At 37.1% G+C, this 13,947-nt stretch carries 15 protein-coding genes; 14 read left to right on the top strand and 1 reads right to left on the bottom strand.

Features of this window, described 5'->3' with window-relative positions:
- The first annotated feature begins 11 nt into the window (after positions 1-11).
- From rpoC to RD055328_RS00965, 3 genes are all read left to right on the top strand, one after another.
- On the top strand, positions 12-3,674 hold the full coding sequence (rpoC, locus tag RD055328_RS00975) for a DNA-directed RNA polymerase subunit beta' (RefSeq protein ID WP_244086965.1): 3,663 nt from the start codon (positions 12-14) through the stop codon (positions 3,672-3,674).
- A gap of 57 nt (positions 3,675-3,731) precedes the next feature.
- A complete protein-coding gene (locus RD055328_RS00970) occupies positions 3,732-4,286 on the top strand; it encodes a TetR/AcrR family transcriptional regulator C-terminal domain-containing protein (protein WP_244086964.1) in 555 nt (184 codons plus the stop codon).
- A 75-nt stretch (positions 4,287-4,361) separates the two neighbouring features.
- A complete protein-coding gene (locus RD055328_RS00965) occupies positions 4,362-5,276 on the top strand; it encodes a DUF5692 family protein (RefSeq protein ID WP_244086963.1) in 915 nt (304 codons plus the stop codon).
- Between the two features lie 29 nt (positions 5,277-5,305).
- Here the strand turns inward: RD055328_RS00965 and RD055328_RS07295 are convergent, their stop codons facing one another.
- On the bottom strand, positions 5,306-5,980 hold the full coding sequence (locus RD055328_RS07295) for a prepilin peptidase (protein WP_375708054.1): 675 nt from the start codon (positions 5,978-5,980) through the stop codon (positions 5,306-5,308).
- A gap of 208 nt (positions 5,981-6,188) precedes the next feature.
- On the opposite strand from RD055328_RS07295, the gene rpsL reads away from it, so the two are divergent.
- From rpsL to rpsC, 11 genes are all read left to right on the top strand, one after another.
- Entirely contained in the window at positions 6,189-6,602 is a 414-nt protein-coding gene (rpsL, locus tag RD055328_RS00960; RefSeq protein WP_244086962.1) for a 30S ribosomal protein S12, read from the top strand.
- A 38-nt stretch (positions 6,603-6,640) separates the two neighbouring features.
- The gene (gene rpsG / locus RD055328_RS00955) at positions 6,641-7,111 is read left to right on the top strand and encodes a 30S ribosomal protein S7 (RefSeq protein ID WP_244086961.1); all 471 of its coding nucleotides are present in this window, start codon (positions 6,641-6,643) and stop codon (positions 7,109-7,111) included.
- A 31-nt stretch (positions 7,112-7,142) separates the two neighbouring features.
- On the top strand, positions 7,143-9,251 hold the full coding sequence (gene fusA, locus RD055328_RS00950; RefSeq protein WP_244086960.1) for an elongation factor G: 2,109 nt from the start codon (positions 7,143-7,145) through the stop codon (positions 9,249-9,251).
- A 537-nt stretch (positions 9,252-9,788) separates the two neighbouring features.
- Positions 9,789-10,097 (top strand): 30S ribosomal protein S10, encoded by a 309-nt coding sequence (gene rpsJ, locus RD055328_RS00945; protein ID WP_244086959.1) that lies wholly within the window; start codon positions 9,789-9,791, stop codon positions 10,095-10,097.
- Between the two features lie 30 nt (positions 10,098-10,127).
- Positions 10,128-10,772: a 50S ribosomal protein L3 gene (gene rplC, locus RD055328_RS00940; RefSeq protein WP_244086958.1), complete on the top strand. Its 645-nt coding sequence runs from the start codon at positions 10,128-10,130 to the stop codon at positions 10,770-10,772.
- Between the two features lie 18 nt (positions 10,773-10,790).
- Positions 10,791-11,414 carry a 50S ribosomal protein L4 gene (rplD, locus tag RD055328_RS00935; protein WP_244086957.1) on the top strand — a complete coding sequence of 208 codons (624 nt, stop codon included), beginning with the start codon at positions 10,791-10,793 and terminating at the stop codon, positions 11,412-11,414.
- Positions 11,414-11,698: a 50S ribosomal protein L23 gene (gene rplW / locus RD055328_RS00930; protein WP_244086956.1), complete on the top strand. Its 285-nt coding sequence runs from the start codon at positions 11,414-11,416 to the stop codon at positions 11,696-11,698. The genes rplD and rplW overlap by 1 nt, the downstream gene beginning before the upstream one ends.
- Positions 11,699-11,720: 22 nt before the next feature.
- On the top strand, positions 11,721-12,554 hold the full coding sequence (gene rplB, locus RD055328_RS00925) for a 50S ribosomal protein L2 (protein ID WP_244086955.1): 834 nt from the start codon (positions 11,721-11,723) through the stop codon (positions 12,552-12,554).
- A gap of 39 nt (positions 12,555-12,593) precedes the next feature.
- Positions 12,594-12,869, top strand: a complete 276-nt coding sequence (rpsS, locus tag RD055328_RS00920) for a 30S ribosomal protein S19 (protein WP_244086954.1) — start codon at positions 12,594-12,596, stop codon at positions 12,867-12,869.
- Between the two features lie 36 nt (positions 12,870-12,905).
- On the top strand, positions 12,906-13,256 hold the full coding sequence (gene rplV, locus RD055328_RS00915; RefSeq protein ID WP_244086953.1) for a 50S ribosomal protein L22: 351 nt from the start codon (positions 12,906-12,908) through the stop codon (positions 13,254-13,256).
- A 16-nt stretch (positions 13,257-13,272) separates the two neighbouring features.
- Positions 13,273-13,947 carry a 30S ribosomal protein S3 gene (rpsC, locus tag RD055328_RS00910; RefSeq protein ID WP_244086952.1) on the top strand — a complete coding sequence of 225 codons (675 nt, stop codon included), beginning with the start codon at positions 13,273-13,275 and terminating at the stop codon, positions 13,945-13,947.

Here is a 13,947-nt window from a genome sequence, read left to right as displayed (position 1 = left end):
GAGGCTGCCGCGTGATAGACGTTAATAAATTTGAAAGTATGCAAATTGGTTTGGCATCTTCAGATAAGATCCGTAGTTGGTCTTATGGTGAAGTTAAAAAACCAGAAACAATTAACTACCGTACTTTAAAACCAGAACGTGACGGACTTTTTGATGAAAGAATTTTTGGACCTCAAAAAGACTGGGAATGTGCTTGTGGTAAGTACAAGCGTATTCGTTACAAGGGTATTGTTTGTGATCGTTGTGGTGTTGAAGTTACTAGATCTAAAGTTCGTCGTGAACGTATGGCTCACATTGAACTTGCAGCACCTGTAACTCATATCTGGTACTTTAAAGGTATTCCAAGTCGTATGGGACTTGTTTTAGACATGAGTCCTCGTTCACTTGAAGAAATTATTTATTTTGCAGCCTATGTTGTTATTGATCCGGGTCAATCAGACCTTGAATACAAGCAACTTATTACTGAAGCTGAATATCGTGAAAAATACGAAGAATTTGGTAACAAATTCACAGCAAAAATGGGTGCAGAAGCTATTCGTGAATTGCTTAGTAAAGTTGAACTTGAAGCTGAGATCAAAGAACTTCGTGATGTTCTACATTCAGCTCAAGGACAAAAGAGAACACGTGCAATTCGTCGTTTAGATATTCTTGATGCATTTAAAAAATCAGGCAACAAACCTGAATGGATGATTATGGAAGCAATTCCTGTCATTCCTCCAGATTTACGTCCGATGGTACAACTTGAAGGTGGACGTTTTGCCACTTCAGATTTAAATGACTTGTACCGTCGTGTTATTAACCGTAATAACCGTTTGAAGAGATTGCTTGATTTAAATGCTCCAAGTATTATCGTGCAAAATGAAAAACGTATGTTACAAGAAGCTGTTGATGCATTGATTGATAATGGTCGTCGTGGCCGTCCTGTTACAGGACCTGGTAACCGTCCATTGAAATCATTGTCACACATGCTTAAAGGTAAACAAGGACGTTTCCGTCAAAACTTACTTGGTAAACGTGTAGACTACTCAGGACGTTCAGTTATTGATGTTGGTCCTACACTTAAGTTCTATCAATGTGGACTTCCACGTGAAATGGCTCTTGAATTGTTCAAACCATTTGTTATGCATGAACTTGTTAAAAGAGAAATTGCTTCTAACATTAAAAATGCTAAACGTAAGATTGAACGACAAGATGATGAAGTATGGGATGTTCTTGAAGATGTAATTAAAGAACGCCCAGTTCTATTGAACCGAGCACCTACATTGCATAGACTTGGTATTCAAGCATTTGAACCAGTTCTTGTTGACGGTAAGGCTATGCGTCTTCACCCATTAGCTTGTGAAGCTTACAATGCCGATTTTGATGGAGATCAAATGGCTGTTCACGTTCCATTATCTGACGAAGCTCAAGCTGAAGCTCGTATGTTAATGCTTGCTGCTCACCATATTTTGGCACCTAAAGATGGAAAACCAGTTGTTGCACCTTCTCAAGACGTTGTTTTAGGACATTACTTCCTAACAATTGAAGAAAAAGGTCGTACTGGTGAAGGAACTATTTTTAAAGATACAAAAGAAGTCTTAATGGCTTATGCTACAGGACGTGTTCACTACCATACACGTATTGGTTTGGCAGTTGATTCAATGCCAGACAAACCATTTACAGATGCTCAAAGAGACAAAGTTATGGTAACTAGTGTTGGTAAAGTAGTCTTTAATGAAGTACTACCAGAAGACTTCAATTTCTTGAACGAACCAACTCAAGATAATATTGAAAATGGTGTTCCTAATAAATATTTCCTTGAAAAAGGACAAGATATTAATGAATACTTAGCTGATGAACCACTTATTCAACCATTTAATGGTGGATTCTTAAGTGATATCATTGCTCAAATCTTCAAAGTATACAGAGTTCAAAGAACTTCTGAATTACTTGATGATATGAAAGAACTTGGATATACAGTATGTACTGTTTCTGGTCTAACTGTTGGGGTTAAAGATGTTCCTCAACTAGCTGAAAAATCAGAAATTGTTGGAGAAGCTCATGCCTCAGTTGCTACAGTTTCTAAACAATTCCGTCGTGGTTTGATTACTGATGAAGAACGTCATGATCGTGTTATTACAATCTGGAATGAAGCTAAAGATAGTATTCAACAAAAACTTATCGATTCATTTGATCACAATAACCCAATCTCAATGATGAGTGATTCAGGAGCTCGTGGTAATATCTCTAACTTTACTCAACTAGCTGGTATGCGTGGATTAATGGCTGCCCCTAATGGTGGTATGATGGAACTTCCTGTTACATCTAACTTCCGTGAAGGATTGTCAGTCCTAGAAATGTTTATTTCTACCCATGGTGCCCGTAAAGGTATGACTGATACAGCCTTGAAGACTGCTAACTCAGGTTACTTAACTCGTCGTTTGGTTGACGTTGCTCAAGATGTTATCGTTCGTGAAGAAGACTGTCACACTGATCGTGGTCTTATAGTTTCAACTTTCCGTGAAGGAAATGAAATTATTGAACCATTGTTTGATAGAATTGTCGGACGTTACACACAAAAAACTGTCTTCGATCCTGAATCTCATGATGTAATTGTTCCTAAGGGAACATTGATGGACGAAGAAATGGCACAAGAAATTGTTGATGCCGGCGTTGAAGAAGTAACTATTCGTTCAGCATTCATCTGTGATACAAAACACGGTGTATGTAAGAAATGTTACGGTCGTAACTTGGCTACTGGTGAAGAAGTTGAAATTGGTGAAGCAGTCGGAACTGTTGCTGCTCAATCAATCGGTGAACCAGGTACTCAACTTACTATGCGTAACTTCCATACTGGTGGTGTTGCTGGTGGAAACGATATTACTCAAGGTCTTCCTCGTATTCAAGAAATTGTGGAAGCTAGAAATCCTAAGGGACAAGCTATCATTTCAGAAGTTGATGGTATTATTACTGCAATTGATGAAAATTCAGCTGAACACACTCGTGAAATTACAGTTGAAGGTGCAACAGATACACGTACTTATAGCGTTCCTTATGCTTCAAGCGTTGAAGTTGCAGAAGGTGATCACGTTACACGTGGTGGTAAGTTAACTGGAGGATCAATTGATCCAAAACAACTTATTCAAATCACTGATGTATTATCTACTGAAACTTACATGCTTTCAGAAGTTCAAAAAGTTTACCGTATGCAAGGTATCGATATCTCAGATAAGCATTTCGAAGTTATGATCAGACAAATGATTCGTAAGATGCGTGTGCTTGATCCAGGAGATACAGATGTATTGCCAGGTGCACTTCTTGATATTGCTGACTTCACAGAAAATAACCGTAAATCAATTCTAAAAGGTGGATTACCAGCTACTGGTCGTCCAGTGCTTCTTGGTATTACTAAAGCTAGTCTTGAAACAAACAGTTTCTTGTCTGCTGCTTCATTCCAAGAAACAACACGTGTGCTTACAGATGCATCAATTCGTGGTAAGCACGATCCACTTCTTGGACTTAAAGAGAATGTTATTATCGGTAAGATTATTCCTGCAGGTACAGGTATGGCTAAGTATCGTCATATGGAACCTAAAAAGAATGGTCCAGTTGCAGCTAATGCAGTAAATGGTGCTTATACTATTTCTGACATTGAAGCTCAAATGAAAGCCGAAGAAGAAACAACACAAGAATAATAAAAAAGGCATCCATTAGGATGCCTTTTTTAAATATTATGAATAGGAGGATACTTGATGACGGATACAAAAACCAAATTAGCTAATGCATTGAAAACATTAATGCAAACAGAAGCTATAGACAAGATTACAGTTAATGAATTAGCAAAGTTTGCACATGTGTCACGAAATACATTTTATTATCATTTTTTAGATATTCATGATTTGTTGGCTTGGATATATAACCATGAAGTAATTGCTCAGCTTGATGATTATCAAAATCAAGATCATTGGCTTGATGGATTAAAGTTAGTTTTAGAATACATAGAACAGAATAAAAAATTCTGCTTGAATACTTTTAGATCATTAGACCGAGATTTGTTGAATTGTTTTTTATATAAAAATCTATACAAAATGGTAGTTCGAGTCGTAGATGAGATTGATGATCAGTGTCCTCAAAAAGTACGCAATGAAATTGGTAACTTTTATGGGTCGGCAATTGAAGTACAACTTGTACAGTGGCTAATAACTAATTTAGAAGAATCTAAATCGAGTTTATTAGATCGAATGTATGCCATGTTACATACCACTTTAGAATATGTAGTGAAATGTAATGCTAATTTGTACAAATAGTGGGTTTTGACCATATGAATGCGTTTTAGATTTATCTATGGTAATAGGGTATGGATAAATCTAGGAGGTATTATTATGTTCTTATTTCAAGATTTGCAAGCAATGCACATCGTTGTTTGGTTTGTTGTAGTCGCTGTTTTAATGGCACTTAATGAACTAGCACGAGCTAGCAAAATCACTTCAATTATATTATTCATTATTGTGCCAATTTGTTTAACAATATTTGTCTGGCCAACAACGGCTGGAGAGGGAAGTAGTACTGGAAGCTGGTTCCACTGGGTCAAAGTTTATTCAGCCTTAGCTGGTTGTTTAGGATTTATGGCTTTGAGATACTATCCTAAGTTAGCGAAGAATAAATGGTTATTAGCATTTCCACCATTTATTTTAGCCTTTAATATTTTAGAAGCAGTAATTCGTGATTTCCAAGTATCAGGTATGCATGGCATGGTTGATGGAGTATTCATGAATGGTGGTTCATGGAATATCATGAACGGTATTGCTGGTATTATTAATATTGTTACCATTACCGGTTGGTTTGGAATCAAGATTAGTAAAAACAAACAAAAAGATATGATCTGGCCAGACCAAATTTGGCCTTGGATTATCGCTTATGATGTTTGGAACTTTGCTTATGTTTATAACTGTGTAGGTGATCATTCTTTCTATGCTGGTTTAGCATTGTTAGTTGCACCAACAACAGCAGCATTCTTTATCAAAAAAGGTACATGGCTACAAGCTCGCGCACAAACATTGGCTTTTTGGATGATGTTCACTATGAGTTATCCAGCCTTTGTTACAGATAGCCAATTCGCAGTAGCTAGTTCACATGACAGTACATCATTATTTGTTGTTAGTTTATTAGCATTAGTTATTAATATTTCGGTATTAATTCTTCACATATATCGTGCTAATAAGTACAAACGTAATGTTTTACATGATGAAGTGTACAAAGGAACACGTGCTTATAATGAAGTTGTAGAAAACAACTAACAAAAAAGACATCTTATAGATGTCTTTTTTTATTTGCAGAATATTAAGATTAAAGTTGTTGCTAAATAGATATAAGGAATAAAGTGAATGGCATAGTCAAAATTTTGTTTAACTAATTCTACTAATAAGCATAGCAAACAGGATATAAGTATAATCAATAAACAATCGTATAATGGAAGGAATAACGCCAAAAAAGATAATATTTCAACATCACCAAACCCGAAACCTTTAGAAATATAACTAAAGCAGGATAGACAAATGAGAAAGATAAAGCAGTTTAATAATGATATCTGGGGATGTAGAAGAAATAAAATGACAAAATTAGGAATAAGGAAGATTGGCAGAATTATTCCATAAAAATAATCCATAGTCGCAAATAATAACAAGAACATTAATAGTACGATTCTAAATAATCCGTCTATCTTATTAATGAAGATGAATGTAAATGAAGCCCCGAGTATTAATTCGTTTAGTGGGAGGTATCTAGAGATAGTAGTTTTACAGTGTCGGCATTTTCCTAGATTTATCAAATAACCAACGATAGGTAGAAGTTCATACCAAGTAAGATTTTTTTTACAACTGTCACAATGAGAACGTGGATAAATAATACTTTGTTTCATCGGGATTCTCATACCTAATAAATTAATGAAAGAACCGAAACAACTACCAAGAACAAAAAGTATTGTAATATATATAATTTTCATATTAATCACCTCAAGAGATATTACGTAAAACATGTTGACAAAGCATGTCCATGGGTGATAAATTAATAGATGTGCTTTTTAGTAGCAGCAAGATTATATCTTGCATTAATTAGCCACCAACCACGTCGGTGGTATTTTATTTTAATCAAAAATGAAACGCCTGGATGTGTGTATTTAAAAATAATAAATTACATAGGAGGAACCTTTAATGCCAACAATTAATCAATTGGTCCGTAAAGGTCGTAAATCAAAGTCATCAAAATCAGATTCACCTGCTTTGAACTTTGGTTACAACAGTATGAAGAAAACATTGACTGACACTCCAGCCCCACAAAAACGTGGTGTTGCAACTCGTGTTGGTACAATGACACCTAAGAAACCTAACTCTGCTTTGCGTAAGTATGCTCGTGTGCGTCTATCAAACTTGATTGAAGTTACAGCTTACATTCCTGGTGAAGGTCACAACTTGCAAGAACATAGTGTTGTTCTTATCCGTGGTGGTCGTGTTAAGGATTTACCTGGTGTACGTTATCACGTTATCCGTGGTGCTTTAGATACAGCCGGTGTTGATGGCCGTATGCAAAGTCGTTCAAAATACGGTGCTAAGAGACCTAAAAAATAATTTCAAAAAAACTAATATAATAATCGGAGGTAATCTAAATGCCTAGAAAAGGTAGCGTAGCAAAACGTGATGTTTTGCCTGACCCAATGTATAACTCAAAACTAGTAACTCGTTTGATCAACCATTTGATGATTGATGGTAAACGTGGTACTTCATCAAAAATTATCTATGCAGCATTTGATAAGATTAAAGAAACTACAGGAAACGAACCTACAGAAGTATTCGAAGAAGCAATGAATAACATTATGCCGGTTCTTGAAGTTAAGGCTCGCCGTATCGGTGGATCTAACTACCAAATTCCTATCGAAGTTCGTCCAGATCGTCGTACTACTTTAGGACTACGTTGGTTAACTAACTATGCTCGCTCACGTGGTGAACACACAATGGTTGACAGACTAGCTAATGAAATCATGGATGCAGCAAACAACACAGGTTCTGCTGTTAAGAAACGTGAAGATACTCATAAGATGGCTGATGCTAACCGTGCCTTTGCGCATTATCGTTGGTAATCAATAATATTTAGAAAGGATAACTTAACTAATGGCTAATAAACGTGAATTCCCATTACAAGACACACGTAACATTGGTATCATGGCTCATATTGATGCTGGTAAGACTACAACTACAGAACGTATTTTGTACTATACTGGTAAAATCCATAAAATTGGTGAAACACATGAAGGTGCTTCACAAATGGACTGGATGGAACAAGAACAAGAACGTGGTATCACAATTACATCAGCTGCTACAACAGCTGCATGGAAAGACCACCGTATCAATATCATTGATACTCCAGGTCACGTTGACTTCACAATCGAAGTTGAACGTTCACTTCGTGTTCTAGACGGTGCTATTGCCGTACTAGATGCACAATCAGGTGTTGAACCACAAACTGAAAATGTTTGGCGTCAAGCTACAACATACTCAGTTCCAAGAATTGTTTTCGTTAACAAGATGGATAAAATCGGTGCTGACTTTGACTACTCTGTAGAAACTCTACATGATAGATTACAAGCTAACGCTCATGCTATCCAAATGCCTATCGGTGCTGAAGATCAATTCGAAGGTGTTATTGACCTTATCGAAATGGTTGCCGATATTTATGACGAAGATGAATTAGGTTCAAAATGGGATACAGTTGAAATCCCTGACCAATACAAAGAAGAAGCAGAAAAACGCCGTCAAGATTTGATCGAAGCTGTTGCTGATGTTGATGACAACGTCATGGCTAAATATCTTGAAGGTGAAGAAGTTACTAAAGAAGAACTTAAAGCTGCTATTCGTCAAGCTACTATTGACTTGAAATTCTTCCCTGTACTTGCTGGTTCAGCCTTCAAGAACAAAGGTGTTCAAATGTTAATGGATGCTACTGTAGATTACTTACCATCACCACTTGATGTTAAGCCTTACAGTGCTATTGATCCTAAAGATGATTCAGAAGTTGAACTTGTTGCTGATGATAACAAGTCATTTGCTGGATTGGCATTTAAGATTGCTACTGACCCATTCGTTGGTCGTCTAACATTCTTCCGTGTTTATACTGGTGTTCTTGAATCAGGTTCATACGTATTGAATGCTACAAAAGACAAACGTGAACGTGTTGGTCGTCTTCTACAAATGCATTCAAATCACCGTAACGAAATTCCTGAAGTATATTCAGGTGATATCGCTGCTGCTATTGGTTTGAAAGATACAACAACTGGTGATTCACTTACTGATCCAGATCACCCATTGATTCTGGAATCACTAGAAATCCCAGAACCAGTTATCCAAGTTTCAATTGAACCTAAATCAAAAGAAGATAGAGACAAACTTGATGTTGGTTTACAAAAACTAGCTGAAGAAGATCCTACTTTCAGAGCTGAAACAAACCCTGAAACAGGTGAAACTCTTATCTCTGGTATGGGTGAACTTCATTTGGATATCCAAGTTGACCGTCTACGTCGTGAATTTAAAGTTGACGCTCAAATCGGTGCTCCTCAAGTTGCTTACCGTGAAACATTTACTAAGTCTACTCAAGCACAAGGTAAATTCGTTCGTCAATCCGGTGGTAAAGGTCAATATGGTGATGTTTGGGTTGAATTTACACCTAATGAAGAGGGTGCAGGCTTCGAATTCGAAGATGCTATCGTCGGTGGTGTTGTTCCTCGTGAATACATTCCATCAGTTGAACAAGGACTTAAAGAAGCAATGCAAAATGGTGTTCTTGCTGGATTCCCATTGATCGATGTTAAAGCTAAGCTTTATGATGGTAGCTACCATGATGTCGATTCATCTGAATCAGCCTTCAAGATCGCTGCTTCAATGTCATTGAGAAATGCTGCAAAATCAGCCGGTGCTGAAATTCTTGAACCAATCATGAAAGTTGAAATTGTTGCTCCAGAAGATTACTTAGGTGATGTTATGGGACATGTTACAGCTAGACGTGGACGCGTTGAAGGAATGGAAGCTCGTGGTAATGCACAATTAGTTAATGCATATGTTCCACTTTCAGAAATGTTTGGATATGCAACAACTCTACGTTCAGCAACACAAGGACGTGGTACATTTACAATGGTTATGGATCATTACGAACCAGTTCCTAAGAGTATCCAAGCTGATATTATTAAGGAAAACGGTGGTAAGATCGTTAACCCTGAAGACGAATAAAAAGAGCGCGACAACTTACGTTTAGAAGTCGAGCATTAAATTAAAAAAGCTATTAGGAAATTATTCCTAATAGCTTTTTTGTTTAAGAGAGACTTTTGTAAGTTGGAGCGCATTTTAGATGATCAAAAAGCAAAATTTTCGCTACTAAAATTCATTACTATAGAAGAAACTGAAAAAACAGGAAAAAATAACTCAAAAATATAAATAAAATTATAAATAACCGAAAAATATGTAAAATAATAAATTTTATATAATTTTTTGTATTATTTAACAAAAAAAGTATGCGAATTTTTTCTCAATCTTGCTATTTCAAAAAGATGAAAAAAATAGCCAAAAAACCTTGATATTGCCGATATTTCATAGTAATATATAACTCGTGCTGATTGTCCGCAGGGACAAGTCTGCCCATTAGGTACCGAAGAGGTATCGTCGGTGTTGACGTAGGAGGTTGCGACACACCCGGCCGCTTTGCCACGGCAAGTGTGGCGGTAGTTTCTACTGAACCGGTCATTTTATAGACAAGAAGGAGGTAACCCCATGGCAAGTCAAAAGATACGTATTCGTTTAAAGGCTTATGAACATCGCATTCTTGATCAGTCAGCTGACAAGATTGTGGAAACAGCAAAAAGAACTGGTGCTGAAATTTCAGGTCCAATTCCATTGCCAACAGAACGTTCATTATATACGGTGCTACGTTCACCACATAAGCATAAAGATTCTCGTGAACAATTTGAGATTCGTACGCATAAAAGACTTATCGACATTGTAAATCCATCTGAAAAGACAGTTGATTCTTTGATGAAACTAGATTTACCAAGTGGTGTTGATATTGAAATTAAACTTTAATAATAAAAATAAATTAACGGAGGTGTAGACATGGCCAGAAAAGGTATTCTCGGTAGAAAAGTTGGAATGACTCAAATCTTCACTGACAACGGTGAATTAATTCCCGTTACAGTTGTTGAAGCTACTCCAAACGTCGTTATGCAACTTAAAACAGTTGAAAATGACGGTTATGAAGCAGTACAACTTGGTTTCGAAGATATGCGTGAAGTTTTAAGTAACAAACCAGCTAAGGGTCATGCTGAAAAATCTAAATCAACTCCTAAACGCTTCATTCGCGAATTCCGTGATGTAGATATGGGAAGTTTTGAATTAGGTTCTGAAGTAAAAGTTGATACTTTTGCTGAAGGCGAAATCGTTGACGTAACAGGAACAACAAAAGGTCACGGTTTCCAAGGTAACATTAAGAAAGACGGACAATCACGTGGACCAGAAACTCACGGTTCTCGTTATCACAGAGTTCCAGGTTCAATGGGTGCTGTTATCAACCGTGTATTCAAAGGTAAGAAATTACCTGGACGTATGGGTGGTAAGACAGTTACAACTCAAAACTTGGTAATTGCTAAGATTGACGCAGAAAATAACGTAATCATGATTCAAGGTAACATTCCTGGTGCTAAGAACTCACTTGTAAGAGTACAATCAGGTATTAAAGCTTTGGCTAAAGAAAACAAATAAGAAGGGAGGAGCTTTTAAATGACTAAAGTTACATCATTCAAAGAAAATGGTACAAAAGGTACAGACGTTGAATTAAACGATTCAGTTTTCAACATCGAACCTAACGAAAATGTAATTTTTGACGCTGTTGTTATGCAACGTGCATCAATGAGACAAGGTACTCACGCCGTTAAGAACCGTTCAGCTGTTCGTGGTGGTGGTAGAAAACCTTGGCGTCAAAAAGGTACTGGTCGTGCTCGTCAGGGTTCAATCAGATCACCTCAATGGGTCGGTGGTGGAGTGGTCTTCGGTCCTACACCAAGATCATATGCTTATCACTTACCTAGAAAAGTTAGCCGTTTGGCATTGAAGTCAATTCTTTCTCAACGCGCTAGTGAAGGTAACATCATTGTTATCGATTCAATTAACTATAAAGAACCAAAAACAAAAGTGTTTGCTACATTACTTAATAAAGTTAAAGCAACAGGTAAAACTCTAGTTGTTGTTGAAGAAGAAAACGAAAACGTTGCTCTTTCAGCAAGAAACATGGACAAAGTTACTGTAGTTGCTTCACGTAAGATTAATGTCCTTGACATAATCAATAACGAAAAAATGGTAATTACAAAAGCTGCACTTTCAAATATTGAGGAGGTGCTTGGATAATGAACGCACGTGATATCGTTTTACGTCCTGTAGTCACAGAACAATCAATGGCTATGATGGATGACAAGAAGTACACATTTGACGTTGCTGTTGATGCTAACAAGATTCAAGTACGTCAAGCTATTACAGAAATTTTTGATGTAAAAGTTGCCTCAGTTAACATTATGAACGTAAAAGGTCATAAAAAACGCGTTGGTCGTTACGAAGGTATGACTAAAAAACGTCGTAAAGCTATCGTTACTCTTACAGAAGATTCTAAAGAAATTAAAATTTTTGAAGACTAATATATAAAGGAGGAAAATTGTAATGGGTATTATTAAATATAAACCAACTACAAACGGTCGTCGTAATATGACAGCTTCAGACTTTGCGGAAATCACAAAGACTAAGCCAGAAAAGACATTGTTGGACTCACAAAGCCACACTGCTGGTCGTAATTCTTACGGTCATATAACAGTTCGTCACCGTGGTGGTGGTCATAAACAACATTATCGTATTATCGATTTCAAACGTATCAAAGACGATACAAAAGCTGTTGTTAAAGCTATCGAATACGATCCAAATAGAACAGCTAATATTGCTCTTCTACATTATGAAGATGGTATTAAATCATACATTTTAGCTCCTAAAGGTTTGGAAGTTGGTACAGTGATCGAATCAGGTCCAGCTGCTGACATCAAGACTGGTAATGCATTACCACTTGAAAACGTTCCTGTTGGTTCTATTATTCACAACATCGAAATGAAACCTGGTAAAGGTGGACAAATTGCTCGTTCAGCTGGTACATCAGCTCAAGTACTTGGACGTGATGGCAAATATACACAAGTTAGATTGTCATCAGGTGAAGTTAGATTAATTCTTTCAGCTTGTCGTGCAACAATCGGTGAAGTTGGTAATGAACAACACGAATTGATTAACATTGGTAAAGCTGGTCGTAAGAGATGGATGGGTATCCGCCCTACAGTTCGTGGTTCAGTTATGAATCCTAACGATCACCCACACGGTGGTGGTGAAGGTAAAGCTCCTATCGGACGTCCATCACCATTATCACCATGGGGTAAGAAAACTCTTGGTAAGAAAACTCGATCATCTCATGCCAAATCAGAAAAACTTATTATTCGTCACAGAAAAGGTAAATAATCTGATATTTGAATTTATTTTAAAGAAGGAGGCAACAAGATGACTCGTAGTCTTAAAAAAGGACCTTTCGTCGATGATCATTTGATGAAAAAAGTCCAAGAACAAGAAGATCAAGATAAAAAATCAGTAATTAAAACTTGGTCTCGTCGTTCAACAATTTTCCCTAACTTTGTAGGCGCAACAATCGCTGTATATGATGGACGTAGACACGTACCCGTTTTTGTACAAGAAGATATGGTTGGTCATAAACTAGGAGAATTTGTTCCTACACGTACATTCCATGGTCATGGATCAGACGATAAGAGAACTAAGTAATAAAAGTAGTTTTATAAAATGAAGGGAGAACGTCCTATGGCAGAACAAGTAACTTCAGCATTCGCTAAAGCTAAAACAGTTCGTATTGCTGCACGTAAGCTTCGCTTAGTTGTGGATGTAGTTCGCGGTAAAAGCGCTGCAGAAGCACTAGCACTCTTACAATTCACACCTAACGCTGGCGCACCAGTTGTTGCCAAAGTTATCAAATCTGCAGTTGCTAACGCAGAACATAATTTCGATTTAGATGCACAGAACTTATATATTAGTGAAGCATTCGTAGACGAAGGACCAACACTTAAACGTTTCCGTCCTCGTGCTAAGGGATCAGCTTCACCAATTAACAAGAGAACATCTCACATTACAGTGGTTGTCTCAGAAAAAGAATAGTATAGGAGGGAAACTTGTGGGTCAAAAAATAAATCCTACTGGATTTCGTGTCGGAGTCATTCGCGACTGGGATGCTAAATGGTATGCAGACAAAAAAGACTTTGCTAATTACTTACACGAAGATCTAAGTATACGTAAATATATTGAAGACAAACTTGCAGATGCTTCAGTTTCAAGAATTGAAATCGAACGTGCTGCTAAACGTATTAATGTTTCTATCCATACTGCCAAACCAGGAATGGTTATTGGTAAAGGTGGAGCCGAAGTTGACAACTTGCGTAAGCAACTTAACAACTTAACTGGTAAGAACGTACATATTAATATCGTTGAAATTAAAAAACCTGATTTAGATGCTAAATTGGTGGGTGAAAGTATAGCTCGTCAACTTGAAGCTCGTATCGCTTTCCGTCGCGCACAAAGACAAGCAACTACTCGTGCTCGTCGTGCCGGTGCAAAAGGTATCAAAACACAAATTGCTGGACGTCTTAACGGTGCAGACATGTCTCGTCGTGAATGGCATACAGAAGGAACTGTTCCTTTGCACACTCTAAGAGCTGATATTGATTACGCTTGGGTTGAAGCTATGACTACTTACGGTAAGCTAGGTATTAAAACTTGGATTTATCGTGGAGAAGTTCTTCCTACTAAAGCAAACACTGATAATCAGGATGCTGAAAAAGGAGGGAAATAA

Source organism: Companilactobacillus sp. RD055328, from assembly GCF_022835675.1.
In the GTDB taxonomy this organism is placed as follows: domain Bacteria; phylum Bacillota; class Bacilli; order Lactobacillales; family Lactobacillaceae; genus BQUT01.
This window is presented reverse-complemented; position numbering and strand designations above follow the sequence as displayed.

Coding starts and splice junctions, on each gene's coding strand:
- rplD (WP_244086957.1), top strand. CDS start 10,791: ATGACTAAAGTTACATCATTCAAAGAAAATGGTACAAAAGGTACAGAC.
- rplB (WP_244086955.1), top strand. CDS start 11,721: ATGGGTATTATTAAATATAAACCAACTACAAACGGTCGTCGTAATATG.
- rpsS (WP_244086954.1), top strand. CDS start 12,594: ATGACTCGTAGTCTTAAAAAAGGACCTTTCGTCGATGATCATTTGATG.
- RD055328_RS07295 (WP_375708054.1), bottom strand. CDS start 5,980: ATGAAAATTATATATATTACAATACTTTTTGTTCTTGGTAGTTGTTTC.
- rplC (WP_244086958.1), top strand. CDS start 10,128: ATGGCCAGAAAAGGTATTCTCGGTAGAAAAGTTGGAATGACTCAAATC.
- rpsG (WP_244086961.1), top strand. CDS start 6,641: ATGCCTAGAAAAGGTAGCGTAGCAAAACGTGATGTTTTGCCTGACCCA.
- RD055328_RS00970 (WP_244086964.1), top strand. CDS start 3,732: ATGACGGATACAAAAACCAAATTAGCTAATGCATTGAAAACATTAATG.
- fusA (WP_244086960.1), top strand. CDS start 7,143: ATGGCTAATAAACGTGAATTCCCATTACAAGACACACGTAACATTGGT.
- RD055328_RS00965 (WP_244086963.1), top strand. CDS start 4,362: ATGTTCTTATTTCAAGATTTGCAAGCAATGCACATCGTTGTTTGGTTT.
- rplV (WP_244086953.1), top strand. CDS start 12,906: ATGGCAGAACAAGTAACTTCAGCATTCGCTAAAGCTAAAACAGTTCGT.
- rpsJ (WP_244086959.1), top strand. CDS start 9,789: ATGGCAAGTCAAAAGATACGTATTCGTTTAAAGGCTTATGAACATCGC.
- rplW (WP_244086956.1), top strand. CDS start 11,414: ATGAACGCACGTGATATCGTTTTACGTCCTGTAGTCACAGAACAATCA.
- rpsL (WP_244086962.1), top strand. CDS start 6,189: ATGCCAACAATTAATCAATTGGTCCGTAAAGGTCGTAAATCAAAGTCA.